Raw genomic sequence first — 16,502 nt, 5'->3', positions numbered from 1 at the left:
CGGTTTCAGGTCTTGACCGGGCGCTTCGACAACTTCCTTTGCAAGGTACGACGGTGCATCTTCAGGGCGCGTGCAGTCGCCGAGATGTTGCCGTCGTTTTCGTTCAGCACGCGCTGGATATGCTCCCACTCGAGCCGGTCGACCGACAGCGGTTCATCGGAGACGGGCAGGGCGAAGTCCGGTCCGTCGTCGTTGTCGAAGGCAGCGAGAATCGCCTCGATTTCCACCGGCTTGGCCAGGTACTGGACGGCGCCCAGCTTGATCGCGTCGACCGCGGTGGCGATGCTGGCATAGCCGGTCAGCACGACGATGCGGCAGGCGGCGTTGATCGCCAGCAGCTCCGGGATCAGTGCGAGGCCTGAACTGCCGTTGAGGTTGAGGTCGAGCACGACGCGGCCGGGCACGATTTCTTGGGCCAGGGCGAGCGCCGCGGCAGGATCGCCGGCGCCGCGCGCCGGGTGGCCGCGGCGTTCCAGGGTGCGAACCAGGACCGCGTTGAATGCGGGGTCGTCGTCGATGATCAGGATGGGTTCGGGCATCAGCTTCTCTGGGGTAGTTCGAGGCGTGCGAGGGCGCCACCCGCGGGCGGGTTGGCGAGCGACAGGCGGCCGCCGATCTGTTCGATCGCCGAGCGCGTCAGCATCAGGCCGATGCCGCTGCCGTGCTCGTGCGGCGGAAAGGCAGTCTGGCCGCCCTGCTGCAGGACCGCCGGCGGGAAGCCGGGGCCATGGTCGTGGATCTCGATGACGATCTGCGCATCGCGCCAGGTCAGGTGAATGTCGATGGGGGCGGACGAGGCATTGGCCGCGTTGTTCAGCAGATTGAGCACGGCCTGTTCGAGGCGCGGGTCGGTGATTACCTGCGGCGCCGGTTGGGCACCGGCGACCTCCAGGCGGCTCGCGGCCTGCGGACGCAAGGCGTGCCAGCGCTGACGGACGCCAGCCAGCCAATGGTCGACGGCCTGGGCCGTGGAGCTTTCCAGGCGTTCGGCGCCGGCCCGGCGCGCCAGCCCGCTGATGATTTCCTTGCAGACGCCGAGCTGCTGGCGGAGCAGGGCGATGTCCTCGCGGGCGGCGGGCGGTAGTTGCGGGTCGCGGGCCAGTTCTCCGGCGAGCAGGGCCATCGTGCCGAGCGGGGTGCCCAGTTCGTGTGCCGCGCCGGCAGCCAGGGTGCCGATGGCCATGATCCGCTCGTCGCGCAGCGCCTGTTCGCGGGCCGCCGCCAGTTCGGCGTCGCGTTCGCGGATCAGGCGGGTCATGCGGACGACGAACCAGGCGATCATCAGCGCCGACACGGCGAAGGTCAGCCACATGCCGAGCAGGTGCAGGCGGGTGGCGCGGCTGGCGTCGCTCATCGGCAGCGGCACGTAGAAGACCATCAACGCCGAATAGGCGGCGACGGCGACGATCCCGATGGCGACCACGCAGCGCACCGGCAGGGTCAGCGCGGCGATCGCAACGGGGGGCAGGAGCAACGACACCAGCGGGTTGGTGGCGCCGCCGCTGAAGAACACCAGGGCGCTCAGCGTGGCGATGTCGATCAGCAACTGGGTGAAAAGCTCGACCGCGGTCGCCATCTCGGCCCGGCGCAGGTGCCAGTGGGCAATTCCATTGAACAGCGCGGCGATGCCGATGAGGGTGAACAGCGGCACCAGCGGCAATGGAATCTCGAGCGTGCCGGGTACCAGCAGCGCCAGGCCCGCCAGCAGCGCCAGGGCCACCCAGCGCGCCACGACCAGGCGCCGCAGATTGGCCAGATGGTCGCTGCCGTCGGTGGTGCAGGAGATGAAAGGCATGGGTTGGATTATGCGTGATTTGCGTCAATTTTCGGTTGCATGGCCCGTGCGACAATTCGCCGCATCGCATCCCCGGAGTCGCCGCGCATGAAGTTTTACCGCCTTTTCCTGATCTTGACGGCCGGCTGGCTGGCCGCTGGCACGGCGGTTGCGGTCGACCTCGAAAAAGGCAAGGAAATCAACGGTACCTGTGCAGCCTGCCATGGCGACCAGGGGGCCGGCGGCAAGAAGGGCGAGTATCCGCGCATCGCCGGTCAGCGCGTCAGTTATCTGGAAGGCCAGCTGAAGAGCTTCCGCGCCCGCACGCGGATCAACATCCCGATGTTCCCCTATACCCAGGAGCGCGAACTTTCCGACGAGGACATCAAGGACGTCGCCGCCTACCTGGCCGGGATCGAACTGTCCAACAAGATGCCGACCTATACCGGCAAGGAAGATGCGCTGACCAAGTTGCTGATGGCGGAGCGGGTGATGATCATTCCGCGCGCCGAAGGCGACCTCGCCAACGGCGAGGCGATCTACCAGAAGAAATGCGCCGCCTGTCACGGCAAGACGGGCAAGGGCCGGGGCATGTTCCCGATGCTGGTCGGCCAATACACGAACTACCTGAAGCGCCAGGCCGACCTCTACCTGAAGGGCGACCGCCCGCACGACGCCGAGGGCGTGGTCGGCGTGCTGAATACGCTAAAGGAACAGGATATCCAGGACATCCTCGCGTATCTCACCTCGATTCAGGAGCCCAACGAATGAAGAGACTGACAGCGAGCGCCTTCGCCCTGCTGGCGGCGACCAGTGCCTGGCCGCACGGGCATGCCGGCAACATCGACGACAGCATGCCCGACGCGCAGAAGATCCGTTTCTGCGAGCGGGTTCGCGATTTCGCGCTGCAGGCCTTCTACGACCGCGAGAAGGGGCGCCCGATGAAGGTTTTCGTCGAGGACGGCAGCGACGGCGCGCGCATAACCAATGCCGTCATCAAGCGCATCTACGAGGAGCCGCAGATCTCCAGCCCGAAAAAAGCCGAGACTTTCGGCCGCGCCACCTGCAACGAGATGATGGGCAGCAAGTTGGCGCCGGAGTAGGTCGCCTACCTGCCGGAGACAGTCAGCGCCAACCGCCGGCCATTTGGCGCGTTGCAGGAAAATCGCTATCTCCTTGATATTCCGTTGGTTGTTTACTAAGCTGGACTTTCCCTCCGCTCCTTCGTCACAGGGCGACGGCGGGGAGCGGTACGGCGAGGCATTTCACGGCTCGTTGGAAATCTCGGGTGGTCGTAGGTTGCCCCCTCTTTCCTGTAGTTCGTTTCGTGATGATGTGCTTGTTCCAGGATCAGGGCTGTTCGGTGCTTTCCGGCGAGATGGCCCCCTGTGGAGACAAGAAGATGATCGAAGACCTGCTGCCCAAGTTGTTTCGCCACATCCGCACGAACGGCTTGAACGCCACCTCGGACGTGATTGCGAAAAACCTGCGCCATTCGATACGCTCAACGCTCGAAGAGCGGTTTGACCACAAATTCCAGATTGACACGGCCGGCAGCATTCAACTGGAAGACCTGACGATCGATAGTGACAACAAGGCGCGCGGCGTCTATTACGAGCCCACGCCGCCGCATGTCTTCCGCTACATCCTTTCCAAGCTGGACATCGACCACCGGGAGTTCGATTTTGTCGATTTCGGCTGCGGGAAAGGGCGCGTCGTCTTTCTGGCTTCGCAATACCCGTTTCGTCGGGTTACCGGCATCGAATTCGCGCCCGAACTGGTCGAGGTGGCGAAGCACAATATCGAATGCGGCAAGTCGGGCTGCCTGAACTGCGAGAATGTCGATGTCTTGTGCATGGATGCGACGCAGTTCGAAATCCCCGATTCGAAAGCCGTCCTATATTTTTACAATCCGTTCGACGCCATGATCATGAAGGCGATCGCGCAGAACCTGGAAACGAGTTTTCTGAAGAATCGGGCCGAGAAATACGTGATTTATTACAACCCGCAGAACGAGGTGGTTTTCGAAAGACTCCCCTTCATGAAGAAGGTGGCTTCCGAAAAACGGGTCGTGGACTTCGCCAGCCCGCGTTTTCATGGCTATTCGATCTTCAGGACGATCGACTGAAGCGCCGCGCGAGCTTCGTTGCCCGGAGCGAGAGCGCCTGCAGCGCCGTTCCAATGCCCGCGAGATCATGAAGGGGCACGGCATTCCGCAATCGCCTGAGCACGGTTAAACTCCGGCGATGAGCGAAATCCTGATCACCCGCAAACACCGTCTTTCAATGAAGAAGGCACGGGCCGCCGCTGAGCACGTGGCGGCCGACCTGCAGAAGGAATTCAACCTCGAATACGCGTGGGACGAGGAGGGCGTGCTGCACTTCGAGCGCAGCGGCGTGCATGGCCGGTTGACCCTTGCCAAGGGGGAGGTGACGGTGCAGGTGCGCCTTGGCTTCCTGCTCATTCCGTTCCGGGCCAGCCTGGAACGGGAGATCCACGACTACTTCGATGCGCGCTTCGCCTAGCCTGCACTAACCCCTCAGCGCGCCGATCAGGTCGACATAAGCCTGCATGGCGGCCTCGGCCGATGTGCCTTGGAGGCCAGCCCAGGCATCATATTTGGCGCGGCCGACGAGGTCGGTGAAGCCGGGGCGCCGGCCGGCGACATCGCCTTCGGTTGCCTGCTTGAACAGCGAATAGATACGCAACAGCGTCTGGTTGTCTGGGCGCTCGCTCAGGGTCTTTGAAGCGGCGACGGCGGCGTCGAAAGCGGCTTGCAGGTCGCTCATCGGTATCTCCTCGAATGGGCTGTGAATTGCCGGTATTATAGGTACTCCGTCGATTATGGAGTCTGCAATGCCGTCTCGCGAGCGCATTTCGAATGTCGATACCGCATGGCTGCGCATGGATCGTCCCTCCAACCTGATGCAGATCGTCGGCGTCCTGCTGTTCGAAGGGCATCTCGATTTCGAGCGCCTGCGCAACAGCATCGAGCGTCGAATGCTCGGTTATCGCCGCTTCCGCCAACTGGCCGTCGCCGACGGCAGCGGTTATGTCTGGCAGGACGACCCGGACTTCAACCTGGATCATCACCTGCATCGCGAAATGCTGCCCGGTGCGGCGGGCAAGGCCGAACTCGAGCAATTCGTCGCCGACCTCGCATCGACGCCGCTCAACCACAACCGTCCGTTGTGGGAAATGCACCTGGTCGACACGGCGCTTGGTGGCCAGGCGCTCGTCATGCGCATCCACCACAGCATTGCCGACGGGATCGCGCTGGTTGGTGTCATCCTGTCGATGACGGATACCTCGCCCGGCGCTTCGGCAAGGCACGCGCCGGCGCGCCTGGCGGAGCCGGAAGAGGAGGATGGGGAGGACGATCTGTTCTGGGATGCGATCTGGCGTCCGATGACCGACGCCATGCTGACCTCGGTTCGCATGTCGACCAACCTGTGGGCGCGCTACGTCGATTTGGTGACCAATCCCGCCAAGGTCCTCGACTATGCCCGGATCGGTACCGGCATCGCCGGCGAGATCGCCAAGCTGGCGACCATGCCGGACGACAGCAGGACCTGTTTCAAGGGCAAGCCGGGAATCGCCAAGCGGGTCGCCTGGTCGGAGCCGATGTCGCTGCCGGAGGTCAAGGCGGTCGGCAAGGTGCTCGGCTGCTCGGTGAACGACATGCTGCTCTCGGCCGCCGCCGGCGCCCTGCGTGCCTATCTGGTCGAGCGTGGGGATGCGGTTGATGGCGTGGAAATCCGCGCGCTGGTGCCGGTCAACCTGCGGCGTCCCCAGGATGCCGGCACCTTGGGCAACCGCTTCGGCCTGGTCGCGCTCGAGTTGCCGGTCGGCCTCGAGAACCCGCTGGCTCGCCTGTACGCCACGCGCGAGCGCATGGAGAAGCTCAAGGGGTCGTATCAGGCGGCCCTGACGCTCTCGATTCTCGGCGCCGTCGGCATGGCGCCCAAGTTCGCCCAGCAGCAGGTGCTCGACCTGCTGGCCAGCAAGGCCACCGCGGTGATGACCAACGTGCCGGGGCCGCAATCGGCGCTTTATCTGGCCGGTGCCCGACTGCGCCAGCCGCTGTTCTGGGTCCCGCAGTCCGGCGACATCGGCATGGGCGTGTCGATTCTTTCCTACGACGGCAAGGTGCAGTTCGGGCTGATCACCGACAAGAACCTGGTGCCCGACCCGGAACGCATCGTCGGGCGCTTCGCCTGCGAATTCGACAAGTTGCTGATGCTGGTGCTCATGGAGCCGTGGGACCGGCTGGGCGATCCCGATGCCGTCGAAGCCGGGCTGGCGCAGGCGGGGGCGTGAACCCCGGATGACCTCCGGGGCGACGCGGCAATCGGCCCGTTTCCGGGCCGGCGCTCACTCCATTTCCGCCCTGGCGGCCTCGATGTCGAGCTTTTCCATGGCGTCGGCCGGGGTACAGGCGACCGCCTCCTCGTAGAGCTTTTCGGCATCCTTGATGCGCGAGCGGCCGAAAAGCATGACCAGCCCGTTGGCGTATTCGGTGCGGGCGATGGCCGAGTCGGGGTTCAGTTCGAGCGCGGCGCGGAAATGCTTGTCGCTGGCTTCCTTCTTGGCGCCATAGGTGAGGCCGCCGACCAGGCTGCCGACCTTGTCGATGATTTCTGCGTGCCAGGTGCCGAGCGCGATGTGGGCGTCGGCATGCTTAGGCTGCAGCTTCAGCGCCTGGTCCAGGCTGTCCTTGATCTTGCCGCCGAGCCCCTGGGCGAGCGCCTTGGCCACGGAGATTCCCTGGCTGTAGCGGCCCAGCGCGTAGGCGTGGATGTACCAGGCATTGGCGTTTTTCGGTTCCGCCTCCTGTAGCGCGACGCAGCGCTCGGCGATTTCCTCGAAAATCCTGAGCTTCGCGCCGTCGTCGTCCTCGAGATAGTTGGCGTAGATCATCGCCGCCTTGTTGGCGGCGTTGATGCCCGAGGGGCCGGCGGCAAGCCCGAGTTCGACGGCCTTGGCGAAATCGCCGGCATGGTAGGCGCGCCATGCCTCCTGCGCCGCCTCGTCGGCCGGGAAAGGTTCGCAGTCGCCGCGATGCAGACGCTCCCAGTGCTTCTTGAGGGCGGCGCCGGCGTAGCCGAAATGCTTGTCCGGGTGCGGAAATTTCTTCCAGGTCTTCTTGCTCACCTTTTCTCTCCTCTAGTTTTTGTCGACATAGGCCTCGGAAAGCCGCTCCAGCAGGTGCCGCGCCTGGCCCTGCAGGTAGGGGGCGGCGAGCGACATGACCTGGTAGACGCCGCGTCCGATGTCCGGCTCGCCACGCGGGCGGCGGGCATGTTCGAACGACAGCCAGAAGGTCGCGACGACGCTCATGTTGGTGGCCAGCGCGCGGATCTCGCCGGCTGTTGCGGTCAACGTGCCGGAAGCGGCCAATCCCTCGCAGACGGCGACCGCGGTATGTTCCTTGTGTTCGAGGATGCGCTGGAAGTGGGTTTCGACGAGGCGGTTGCGCGTCAGCAGGTCGTTGATGTCGCGGTAGAAGAAACGGTACTTCCAGATCGTCTCGAACAGCAGGTGCAGGAACAGCCAGATGTCCTCGGTCCCCTGTGGCCGGCTGCCGGGTGCGGTGAGCAGCGGTTCGATTTCCTTCTCGTAGTCGCCGAACAGCGCGTTGACGATCTCGTCCTTGCTGTGGAAATGGTAGTAGAGGTTGCCCGGGCTGATTTCCATTTCATCGGCGATGACCGTGGTCGTCACGTTCGGCTCGCCGAAGTCGTTGAACAGCTTGAGGGCGGTTTCGAGAATGCGCTCGCGGGTGCGGCGTTTGGGTTTGCGTTCCATGTCCGGATTCTTTTTGTGTTGTCTCCAGACAGCAGGATACATCACGCCGGCTGTCGCGATTCAAGCCAGTGCTGCAATTCGTCCAGGGAGGTGTCGAGGGCGCGCGTCGTCTTTTCCAAGCTGACCCGGGCACGGTGCCGGCTCGGCGAGATCAGCGAGCGCCGATGGTCCTTGAGCACGGCCAGATCGAGATCCAGGCCGTGGCGTTCGAGGATGGGCCGCAGTTCGTGGCGGCGCCGGTAGAGATCGATGCGCGTGCGCTGGTAGGCGTGCTCGCACAGACGCCGGCGGTCGCGGTAGCTGAAGACGTTGGTGAAGAACATCTCGGCGTCGTCGCGGGTCGGCTCGAACAGGACGACGTCGGCATTTTCGTACTGGTGCTTGTAGCGATCCATGCCGACGCGCATGCGCGAATGGATGATGGCGCGGAAGGTCTGAGACAGCACGACGGGCAGGCCGCCATCGTTGAGCGTCTGGCGTTCCTGCGCATTCCGCCGGGCGGCGAGCTCGGCGTCGAAAGGAACGAGCGGGTTGATGCAGAGCACCAGTTCGGCGCCTTCCTTCAGCGCTACCGAGGCGTGCAGGGTCTTGATCAGGGCGCCGTCGACGAAGTAATGGCCGTCGATGCGCACCGGCGGGAAGAGGCCGGGCAGGGCGGTGCTCGCCTGGACGGCGGTCGAGATCGGGATGCCGTCGTGACCGGGCGAACCGAAGGCGACGGTCTCGCCGGAATCGAGATCGGTCGCCACGAGAAACAGCTTGTGCTTGAGTTTGCGGAAATCGTTGGTGCGGCCACGGCGGGAAAACAGGTTCTTCATGACGCGGTCGATGCCGCTGTTGTCGAAGAGGCCGGTCGGGATGGCGCGCGACAGGCGCTGGAACGACTCGAACAGGCCGTGATGCAGGGGGTCGGCGAGATAGTTCTGCGTCGCCGACCACAGCAGGTGGGGCACCGACAGCACGCGGCTGAGGTATTCGCCGAAGGCCGGACGCAACAGCATTTCCGGGTCGAAGAACTCTTCGGCGTCGTTGTCGATCAGGATGCGGGCCAGCTTCTCCGGAGTGATGCCATTGGCAAATGCGGCGGCCACCAGACTTCCCGAACTGACGCCGACGAAGATGTCCGCGTGGTTGAAATCCAGGCCGACGATCGCCTCGGCGAGCGCCACGCTGGCGCCGATCTCGTAGATGCCGCCGAGCGGGCCGCCGCCGGCCAGCGCAATGCCAATGGTGGACAAGTTGTCTTCCCCCTTGATAAGAAAGATGCCCGGTCGTTGCCGGGCATCCCGAAGTGCTGTCCTGCCTTTTCGGGTACCTGCTATACCCGGGCCGCCTGCTTAGGCAGCAGCTGCTGCACCAGCAGCGGCATCAGCAGGCTCTGCGGCCTTCTTGACGGCAACGCTTTTGGCCGCGGCCGGCTTCTTGGCCGGCGCTGCCTTGGCGGCAACTGCTTTGACGGTTGCCGGAACTGCCGCTGCCTTGGTGGCGACCTTCTTCGCTGTGCCTTCCTGCGCCTCGGTCAGTTGCTGGACCACGGCGGTCAGTTCGGCGACGCGCTTGGACAGCTTGTCGATGTCCTTCTTGGTCGGCACGCCGAGACTCGACAGGGCGCGGGCGACGCGATCCTCGAAGACCTGTTCCAGACGATCCCACGTGCCGGCAGCCTTGCCGGCGACGACGGCCATCTTCTCGTCAGCCGCCTTGCGGGTCTTCTTCTGGATGGTTTCACCTTCCTTGACCAGCGCGTCGAACACCTTGTTGCCTTCCTCCTGGGCCTTCGAGTAGGCACCTAGTCCGGCCAGCCAGATTTGATGGGCGGATTCCCTGACGGTTTGCGCCAGTTGATTTTCAGAGAGGGCTTTGAATTTCTTGACCATGATTGACTCCTCGAAAGTGTTGAATCGTCCGGCAGCTTTGTTCTCTGCCCTTGAAGCCAGTGTAGGATATTCAATTAGAAGAGGCACACTAATATCCTAGGTGGGCTACTCTAGAATGTCGTTGATTCTTATAAATTCGAGGAGAGAGACGTGCAGTATTTCATTACTGGAGCATCGGGTTTCATCGGCAAGCGTCTGGTCAGGAAACTGCTGGAACGCGAAGGCAGCACGGTCTTCTTCCTCGTCCGCGAGTCGGAGAAGGATTCGCTTGCCGGGCTCTACGAATTCTGGGGTTGCGATGCCACGCGGGCGATCCCGGTGGTCGGCGACCTGACCCAGCCGCTCCTGGGGGTTGCTGCGGTCGACCGCAGGAAACTGGGCAAAAAGACCACGCACTTCTTCCACCTGGCGGCGATCTACGATCTGGCGGCCGACGCCGAGATCCAGCTCAGGGTCAATGTCGATGGCACGCGCAATACGGTGCAGTTCGCCGAAGCGATCGGCGCCAGGCATTTCCACCTGTTCAGCTCGATCGCCTCCGCCGGCCTCTTCGAAGGACTCTTCCGCGAGGACATGTTCGAGGAGGCCGAAGGGCTGGAGCACCCATATTTCCGCACCAAGCACGACTCGGAAGGCATCGTCCGCCGCGAATGTTCGATTCCCTGGCGCATCTACCGGCCGGCGCTCGTCGTCGGCGATTCGCGCACCGGCGAAATGGACAAGATCGACGGCCCCTACTATTTCTTCAAGCTGATCCAGAAGATGCGCAAGATGCTGCCGTCGTGGATGCCGACCATCGGCATCGAGGGCGGGCGCATCAACGTCGTGCCGGTCGATTTCATCGTCGATGCCGTCGATCACATCGCCCACCTCAAGGGCGAGGACGGCAAATGCTTCCACCTCGTCGATCCGACGCCGATGCGCGTTGGCGACCTGCTCAACACCTTCGCCCGGGCCGCCCACGCGCCCGAGATGACGATGCGCATCAACGCTGCGCTGTTCAGTTTCATCCCGCGCCACATGCGCAAGGGGCTGATGGCGCTGACCCCGGTGCGGCGCATCCGCCATGCGGTGATGAAGGATCTCGGCCTGCCGGACGACATGTTCCGTTTCGTCAATTACCCGACGCGCTTCGACTGCCGCGAGACGACCCGCGTGCTCAAGGGCACCGGCATCGCCGTGCCGCCGATCGACAGCTACGCCTGGCGCCTGTGGGATTACTGGGAGCGCCATCTCGACCCCGATCTCTTCATCGACCGCAGTCTGCGCGGCCAGGTCGAGGGCAAGGTCGTGTTGGTCACCGGCGCCTCGTCCGGGATTGGCAAGGCGACCGCCTGGAAGCTGGCGGAAGCCGGCGCCCACGTGGTGACCATCGCCCGCGACAAGGAGCAGCTCGACGAAGTGGTCGCCGAGTTCGAAGCCGCCGGCCTCAAGCTGCACGCCTACGTCGGCGACCTGGCCGACATGGCCTCCGCCGAGGCGGTCACGCAGCAGGTGCTGGCCGAGCACGGCGTGGTCGACATCCTGATCAACAATGCCGGCCGCTCGATCCGCCGCGCCATCGAGAATTCCTTCGACCGCTTCCACGATTTCGAGCGCACCATGCAGCTCAACTACTTCGGTGCGCTCAAGGTCAGCATGGGCGTTCTGCCGAAGATGGTCGAACAGAAGCGCGGCCACATCATCAACATTTCTTCGATCGGCGTGCTGACCAACGCGCCGCGCTTCTCGGCCTACGTCGCCTCGAAGTCGGCGCTCGATGCCTGGACGCGTTGCGCCGCCTCGGAATTCGCCGACCGCGGCATCTACTTCACGACCATCAACATGCCGCTGGTCAAGACGCCGATGATCGCCCCGACCAAGCTCTACGACCAGGTGCCGACCCTGACCCCGGAGGAGGCGGCGGCGCTGATCTGCGATGCGGTGATCCACAAGCCGGTGCGCGTCGCGACCCGGCTCGGCATTACCGGCCAGGTGCTGCATGCGCTGGTGCCGCGCGTGGCGCAGATCATCATGAACACGACCTTCCGCATGTTCCCGGATTCCGCGGCCGCCAAGAAGCCGGAGCCCGGCATCCTGCCGAGCATGCCGTCGGCGGACCAGGTCGCCTTCCAGCAATTCATGCGCGGGATCTACTTCTGATGGGCACGCATCTCAAGGCAGGTGACCCGGCGCCTGATTTTTCGGCGCCGGCGACCGACGGCAGCACGCTGCGGCTGGCCGATTTTCGCGGCCGCAAGCTGGTCATGTACTTCTACCCGATGGACGACACGCCGGGCTGCACCAAGCAGGCGTGCAGCCTGCGCGATTCGAGCGCCGAAATCGCCGCGCGCGGCGCGGCCATTCTCGGCGTTTCGGCCCAGGGTACGGAGTCGCATCAGCGCTTCACCGAGAAATTCAGCCTCAACTTCCCCCTGCTGGCGGATACCGACCTGACGGTGGCCAAGGCCTACGGTGTCGCCGGTTCCGGGCTCGGTGGCCTGCTGCGCAGCGTCGTCAAGGTCAGCGAGCGGGTCACCTTCATCATCGACGAAAACGGCCGCATCAGCCACGTGATCGACGAGCCGGACTGCCCGGACCACGGCGAACAGGTGCTCGCCGTCCTGTAGCTTGGAAGTTGGCTAGCGGCAGGCCCTGACCAGTTCGGCGGCCGTGCGACCGGCGTAGAGCAGTGCGAGGTGGCCGATGCCGTCGAGCTCCAGGTCGAGCGCGCCGGGCAGGCGCTGGTTGTCCTGCGGCATCACGTAGTTGTCGTGCGGTGTGCGGATCGAGATGGTCGGCACCGGCACGTTTTCCGCGGCCAGGTCCTTCAGCCACAGCGATCCCGGCACCATTTCCCGCGCGTTCCTGCCGATGCCGATGCGCGCCAGTTCGGTACCGGCGTGCGGCGAGGCGATGGTGACCAGGCGCTCGACCCGGCGGACGCCGTGGCGCGCCAGGTAGGAGCGGCAAACCAGCCCGCCCATGCTGTGCGCGATCAGGGCGACCTGTTCGGCGCCGGTCGCCTGGCAGACTTCTTCGATGCGCTGATTGAGCTGCGGCACCAGTTTGCCGATGCTGGTGTAGGGCGGGTAGAGGCTGACGCTGGCGACGGTGTGCCCGGCCGCTTCGAGTTCGCGCCGCAGGCGCCACCAGACGCCGCGGCTGCAGGCATAGCCGTGCACCAGCAGCAGCGGGCGGGAGCACGGGCGCAGGCGGTCGGGCGGCATCCACAGGCGTTCGAAGGGCATGACGACGACGAAGCTCATGACGAAGGCGAGGTATTCGCCAAGCACCATGCGCACTCGTTCGCCAAACGGCAACGGGCGCGCCGGCGACGCGTAGGCGCTGGCGAAGGCCCAGGTTACCGCGACGATGCCGGCGCGAACGGCGAGCAGCGCAGCCAGCGCAATCAGGCCGGCGGTGCTCCACGAGGCATCGAACAGGTGGCGGGCAACCGCGGCGTAGACGGCCGTTTCCGCGGAAAGCCAGAGCAGGAGCGCGATGGGGACCATGCTCAGAGGATCGCGGGTTTCGGTTTGCCGGTCAATGCGGCGGCGAGCAGCGAGGCGTTGCGCGCCACCAGGCCATAGATGGAAAGCTGCGGATTGGCGCCGATGCTGGTCGGGAACAGCGACCCGTCATGCACCGACAGGTTTTCGATCTGGAAGTGGCGGCCGTCGTCGTCGACCACGCCGCGCGCCGGGGCGTCGCCCATGGCGCAACCACCCATGACGTGGGCGCTGACGACACGGCAGCGCAACGGTGCCAGCGGCAGTTCGGCGAGGCCGCGCCTGGCCTCCGCCCAGCTCGTGTAGCCGCTCGCCGTCTCGTGCACCGGCGTCACCCAGCGCGCGCCGGCGGCGAACTGGATCTCGGCCATCGCCAGCAGGGCGCGCCGGGCGGCTTCCCAGAAGGTCGCGTTGAGCGGGTAGTCGAGCAGCGGCGAACCGTCGTCGCGCAACCTGACCTGGCCGCCTCGGCTGTCGGGGTGGAAGCCGTCGCGGACCAGCGCCAGGACGGTCTGGCTGTGGGCGAATTCCCGCATCAGGCGGGCATGCGCCTCACCCCAGCCCTGCAGGGTCGTCGAGAACAGCACCGGGTGGAGCGGCGGCACTTCCAGTTTGAAGCCCAGCGGGCCGTCGACCGCGGCCTGCTCGAGGAAATGGTCCGAGTAGACCGATTGCGGCGCGCCGGCGTAGGCGCGGATCGGCTTGTCGAAGAGGCCCGACGAAATCAGCGTCGGATGCAGGAAGGTGCGCTTGCCGAGCAGGCCGTGCGGGTCGGTGGCCTTGCTGCGCAGGAGCAGGGCGGGCGTATTGACGGCGCCGCCGGCCAGCACGAAGTGACGGGCACGCAGGCCGACCCGGACGCCGCTCGGGTGCAGGCCGTCCGGCTTGAGCGCCACGGCGTTCAGGGCTACGACCTTGCCCCCCGAGAATTCGAGCCGCTCGGCGCGCAGCCGCGAAATCAGCGTCGCGCCGCGCGACAGTGCGCCGGGGATCGTGGTCATCAGCATCGACTGCTTGGCATTGGTCGGGCAGCCCATGCCACAGTAGCCGAGGTTCCAGCACATCTTGACGTTGCGCGGGATGACCGCGACCGGAATGCCGAGTTTGGCCGCGCCGCGCGCCAGGGCGGCATTGTTCTCGTTGGGCGGTATCGGCCACAGCCCGACGTGCAGCCGCTGCTCCATCGCCGCGAACCAGGGGGCCATGGCGTCGACGCTCAGGCGCTTGAGCCCGTGCGCGGTCTGCCACCAGTTCAGGGTGCTGGGCGGGGTGCGGAAACTGCTGGTCCAGTTGACCGTGGTCGAACCGCCGACACAGCGGCCCTGCAGGATGTTGATCGCCTTGTCGGCGGTCTTGCGCGCCGCGGATTCCTGGTACAGGTCGGGGTAGGCTTCCGCTTCGCGCATGTTGAAATCGCGGGTCGTGCGCAGCGGGCCTTCCTCGACGAGGATAACCCTGAGGCCGGCGGCCGCCAGGATCTCGGCCGTCACGCCGCCACCGGCACCGCTGCCGACGATCACCACGTCGCCCTCGAATTGCAGATCGTCCGCGAGTTCGGAGGCATCGACGTGCTTCCAGCCGGCAGCGAGTCCTTCACGGAACGGGTCGCGCATCATTTCACCTCGGGCGGGCCGGGGTAGGCGATGGCGGCCCAGGTGTCGGGTCGCGCGTACCAGGCACCGAAAATCAGGTCGTGCAGGGCGGCATAGCCGGACTGGAGGAGGTCGAAGCGGCTGTGGCGCCAGCTTTCGAGAAAACTGCCGATCGCTTCCGGCGTCGCCTTGGGCCACGGCGACCAGACGCCGGCGGCCAGCATGCGCGTGGGTGGGAAGGCGAGGAGGTCGAACAGTTCGCCGACCTCGCGCTGGGTGGCGAGCGACAGGCCGGCGATCGCCTTGTCGACGCCGGCCACGGTGCGGGCGATCAGGGCCTCCCGCGCCTCGCCCTCGGCGACCAGCGCGCCGGTCAGCATGACCGGTACCAGCGCCGTCAGCACCGTCGTGCGGCCGCCGTTCTCGGAGGGGCGGGCGCAGCCGGCGACATTGAGCAGAAGCCCGCCGGCAAGACCGGTCTTGAGGAATTCGCGGCGCGTCGTCATCGCAGCAGAACCTTGATCAGGCGCTCGAAGCGCTTGCCGTAGGGCGGATTGAAGAGGCCGATGGCGTTGATCCGCGACTGGCGGAACACCGGCTTCAGCTTGGAAAAGGTCATGAAGCCTTCGCGGCCGTGGTAATGGCCCATGCCGCTCGGGCCGACGCCGCCGAAGGGCAGGTCGTCCTGGGCGATGTGCAGGATCGTGTCGTTGACCGTCACGCCGCCGGAAACGGTGTGGTCGAGCACGTGCTCGATCCGGGCGCGGTCGTCGTCGAACAGGTAGAGCGCCAGCGGGCGGTCGTGGCGGTTGATGTAGTCCAGCGCGTCGTCGAGACGCTCGTAGGTCAGCACCGGCAGGAGGGGGCCGAAAATCTCGTCGCGCATGACCCGCATGTTGTCGTTCGGGTTGAGGATCAGGGTCGGCGGCAGGCGGCGGTGGCTGCGCCCGACTGGGGAGTCCTCGGCGAGCGGGACCGGCTTGCCGCCCAGCATGCGCGCGTTTTCCAGATAGCCGGTCAGGCGCTCGTAATGGCGCGCGTTGACCACGGCGGTGTAGTCGGCATTGCCGGCGAGGTCGGGGTAGCTGTGGCTGACGATGCGGCGCGCGGCGTCTACGAAGGCCTCTTCCTGCCCGGCGGGAACGAAGAGGTAGTCGGGCGCGATGCAGGTCTGGCCGGCGTTCAGGCACTTGCCGGCGAGTATCCGCGCAGCGGCCTTGTCGATCGGGTAGCCGGGCGCGATGATGGCCGGCGACTTGCCGCCGAGCTCGAGGGTCACCGGCGTCAGGTTTTCCGCAGCGGCCCGCATGACATGGCGGCCGACGGCCGTCGAGCCGGTGAACAGCAGGTGGTCGAAGGGAAGACGGGAAAAGGCCTCGGCGACGGCCAGGTCGCCCTCGACGATCGCCAGTTCGTCGGCCGTGAAATAGCGCCTGGCGAGGTCCGCCAGGACGGTTGCGGTCGACGGTGTGAATTCGGACATTTTCACCAGCGCCCGGTTGCCGGCGGCGAAGGCCGCTGTCAGGGGGCCGATGGCGAGATAGACCGGGTAATTCCACGGCGCGATGATGCCGACGCAGCCGAGCGGCTGCGGCCGCACCTCGGCCCGCCCGGGCTGGAACCACAGCGACACCGCGCGCCGTTGCGGTTTGCTCCATTGCGCCAGGTGACGGCGGGCGTGGCGGATGCCTTCTAGGCTGGGAAAGATCTCCAGCAGGCGGGTTTCATGCTGCGAACGATGGCCGAAATCGGCAGCGACCGCCGCGCACAGCGCGTCCATATTGTCGTGCAGCAGGGCGGCCAGGGCATCCAGCCGGCGTCGACGTTCGCCCACCGGCGGCGCCGGATCTGCCCGGCTGGCCTGCCGGATGCGGGCAAACGCATCGTTGAGCCGGACCTGGTCGTCGACCAGCGGAACTGAAGCGGACATCGGCCTGGGTTTCCCATGAAAATATTCAAT

Annotated in this window: 18 protein-coding genes; 7 read left to right on the top strand and 11 right to left on the bottom strand. The window is 65.5% G+C overall.

Features of this window, described 5'->3' with window-relative positions; all coding sequences use genetic code 11:
* Nucleotides 1-5 precede the first annotated feature (5 nt).
* Both GH660_RS13840 and GH660_RS13835 read right to left on the bottom strand, forming a co-directional pair.
* Nucleotides 6-539: a response regulator transcription factor gene (locus tag GH660_RS13840; protein WP_153147266.1), complete on the bottom strand. Its 534-nt coding sequence runs from the start codon at nt 537-539 to the stop codon at nt 6-8.
* Nucleotides 539-1,795, bottom strand: a complete 1,257-nt coding sequence (locus GH660_RS13835) for an ATP-binding protein (RefSeq protein ID WP_153147265.1) — start codon at nt 1,793-1,795, stop codon at nt 539-541. Before GH660_RS13835 ends, GH660_RS13840 begins: the two co-directional genes overlap by 1 nt.
* 87 nt (nt 1,796-1,882) lie before the next feature.
* On the opposite strand from GH660_RS13835, the gene GH660_RS13830 reads away from it, so the two are divergent.
* The 4 genes from GH660_RS13830 to GH660_RS13815 all read left to right on the top strand — a co-directional run bounded on the left by GH660_RS13830 (nt 1,883) and on the right by GH660_RS13815 (nt 4,299).
* The gene (locus tag GH660_RS13830; RefSeq protein WP_153147264.1) at nt 1,883-2,545 is read left to right on the top strand and encodes a c-type cytochrome; all 663 of its coding nucleotides are present in this window, start codon (nt 1,883-1,885) and stop codon (nt 2,543-2,545) included.
* On the top strand, nt 2,542-2,877 hold the full coding sequence (locus GH660_RS13825) for a hypothetical protein (RefSeq protein WP_153147263.1): 336 nt from the start codon (nt 2,542-2,544) through the stop codon (nt 2,875-2,877). Before GH660_RS13830 ends, GH660_RS13825 begins: the two co-directional genes overlap by 4 nt.
* A 299-nt stretch (nt 2,878-3,176) precedes the next feature.
* On the top strand, nt 3,177-3,902 hold the full coding sequence (locus GH660_RS13820) for a class I SAM-dependent methyltransferase (protein WP_194266320.1): 726 nt from the start codon (nt 3,177-3,179) through the stop codon (nt 3,900-3,902).
* 118 nt (nt 3,903-4,020) lie between these two features.
* Nucleotides 4,021-4,299, top strand: a complete 279-nt coding sequence (locus GH660_RS13815; protein WP_153147261.1) for a polyhydroxyalkanoic acid system family protein — start codon at nt 4,021-4,023, stop codon at nt 4,297-4,299.
* A 6-nt stretch (nt 4,300-4,305) separates the two neighbouring features.
* On the opposite strand, the gene GH660_RS13810 is transcribed toward GH660_RS13815, so the two are convergent.
* Nucleotides 4,306-4,563, bottom strand: a complete 258-nt coding sequence (locus tag GH660_RS13810; protein WP_153147260.1) for an acyl-CoA-binding protein — start codon at nt 4,561-4,563, stop codon at nt 4,306-4,308.
* A gap of 67 nt (nt 4,564-4,630) precedes the next feature.
* On the opposite strand from GH660_RS13810, the gene GH660_RS13805 reads away from it, so the two are divergent.
* Nucleotides 4,631-6,094 (top strand): wax ester/triacylglycerol synthase family O-acyltransferase, encoded by a 1,464-nt coding sequence (locus tag GH660_RS13805; protein ID WP_153147259.1) that lies wholly within the window; start codon nt 4,631-4,633, stop codon nt 6,092-6,094.
* A gap of 54 nt (nt 6,095-6,148) precedes the next feature.
* Here GH660_RS13805 and GH660_RS13800 read toward each other — a convergent pair whose 3' ends face one another.
* The 4 genes from GH660_RS13800 to GH660_RS13785 all read right to left on the bottom strand — a co-directional run bounded on the left by GH660_RS13800 (nt 6,149) and on the right by GH660_RS13785 (nt 9,459).
* Nucleotides 6,149-6,928 carry a hypothetical protein gene (locus tag GH660_RS13800; RefSeq protein ID WP_153147258.1) on the bottom strand — a complete coding sequence of 260 codons (780 nt, stop codon included), beginning with the start codon at nt 6,926-6,928 and terminating at the stop codon, nt 6,149-6,151.
* 12 nt (nt 6,929-6,940) lie between these two features.
* Complete coding sequence (locus GH660_RS13795) at nt 6,941-7,582, bottom strand: TetR/AcrR family transcriptional regulator (RefSeq protein WP_153147257.1); 642 nt, start codon at nt 7,580-7,582, stop codon at nt 6,941-6,943.
* 41 nt (nt 7,583-7,623) lie between these two features.
* Nucleotides 7,624-8,820, bottom strand: coding sequence for a patatin-like phospholipase family protein (locus GH660_RS13790; RefSeq protein ID WP_153147256.1), 1,197 nt, complete (start codon nt 8,818-8,820; stop codon nt 7,624-7,626).
* A gap of 99 nt (nt 8,821-8,919) precedes the next feature.
* Nucleotides 8,920-9,459 carry a phasin family protein gene (locus GH660_RS13785; protein WP_153147255.1) on the bottom strand — a complete coding sequence of 180 codons (540 nt, stop codon included), beginning with the start codon at nt 9,457-9,459 and terminating at the stop codon, nt 8,920-8,922.
* 150 nt (nt 9,460-9,609) lie between these two features.
* Here GH660_RS13785 and GH660_RS13780 point away from each other — a divergent pair, with 150 nt between their 5' ends.
* Nucleotides 9,610-11,601, top strand: coding sequence for an SDR family oxidoreductase (locus GH660_RS13780; RefSeq protein ID WP_153147254.1), 1,992 nt, complete (start codon nt 9,610-9,612; stop codon nt 11,599-11,601).
* A complete protein-coding gene (locus GH660_RS13775) occupies nt 11,601-12,068 on the top strand; it encodes a peroxiredoxin (RefSeq protein ID WP_153147253.1) in 468 nt (155 codons plus the stop codon). The genes GH660_RS13780 and GH660_RS13775 overlap by 1 nt, the downstream gene beginning before the upstream one ends.
* A 12-nt stretch (nt 12,069-12,080) precedes the next feature.
* On the opposite strand, the gene GH660_RS13770 is transcribed toward GH660_RS13775, so the two are convergent.
* The 4 genes from GH660_RS13770 to GH660_RS13755 are packed head-to-tail and all read right to left on the bottom strand — an operon-like array spanning nt 12,081 to nt 16,472.
* Nucleotides 12,081-12,953, bottom strand: coding sequence for a triacylglycerol lipase (locus GH660_RS13770; protein WP_153147252.1), 873 nt, complete (start codon nt 12,951-12,953; stop codon nt 12,081-12,083).
* Between the two features lie 2 nt (nt 12,954-12,955).
* Nucleotides 12,956-14,566 (bottom strand): GMC family oxidoreductase, encoded by a 1,611-nt coding sequence (locus GH660_RS13765; protein ID WP_228276500.1) that lies wholly within the window; start codon nt 14,564-14,566, stop codon nt 12,956-12,958.
* Nucleotides 14,563-15,048: a twin-arginine translocation signal domain-containing protein gene (locus GH660_RS13760; protein ID WP_153147251.1), complete on the bottom strand. Its 486-nt coding sequence runs from the start codon at nt 15,046-15,048 to the stop codon at nt 14,563-14,565. The genes GH660_RS13765 and GH660_RS13760 overlap by 4 nt, the downstream gene beginning before the upstream one ends.
* Nucleotides 15,045-16,472 carry a coniferyl aldehyde dehydrogenase gene (locus GH660_RS13755; protein WP_153147250.1) on the bottom strand — a complete coding sequence of 476 codons (1,428 nt, stop codon included), beginning with the start codon at nt 16,470-16,472 and terminating at the stop codon, nt 15,045-15,047. Before GH660_RS13755 ends, GH660_RS13760 begins: the two co-directional genes overlap by 4 nt.
* Between the last annotated feature and the right edge of the window lie 30 nt (nt 16,473-16,502).

Source organism: Dechloromonas sp. H13 (assembly GCF_009469615.1).
In the GTDB taxonomy this organism is placed as follows: domain Bacteria; phylum Pseudomonadota; class Gammaproteobacteria; order Burkholderiales; family Rhodocyclaceae; genus Azonexus.
This window is presented reverse-complemented; position numbering and strand designations above follow the sequence as displayed.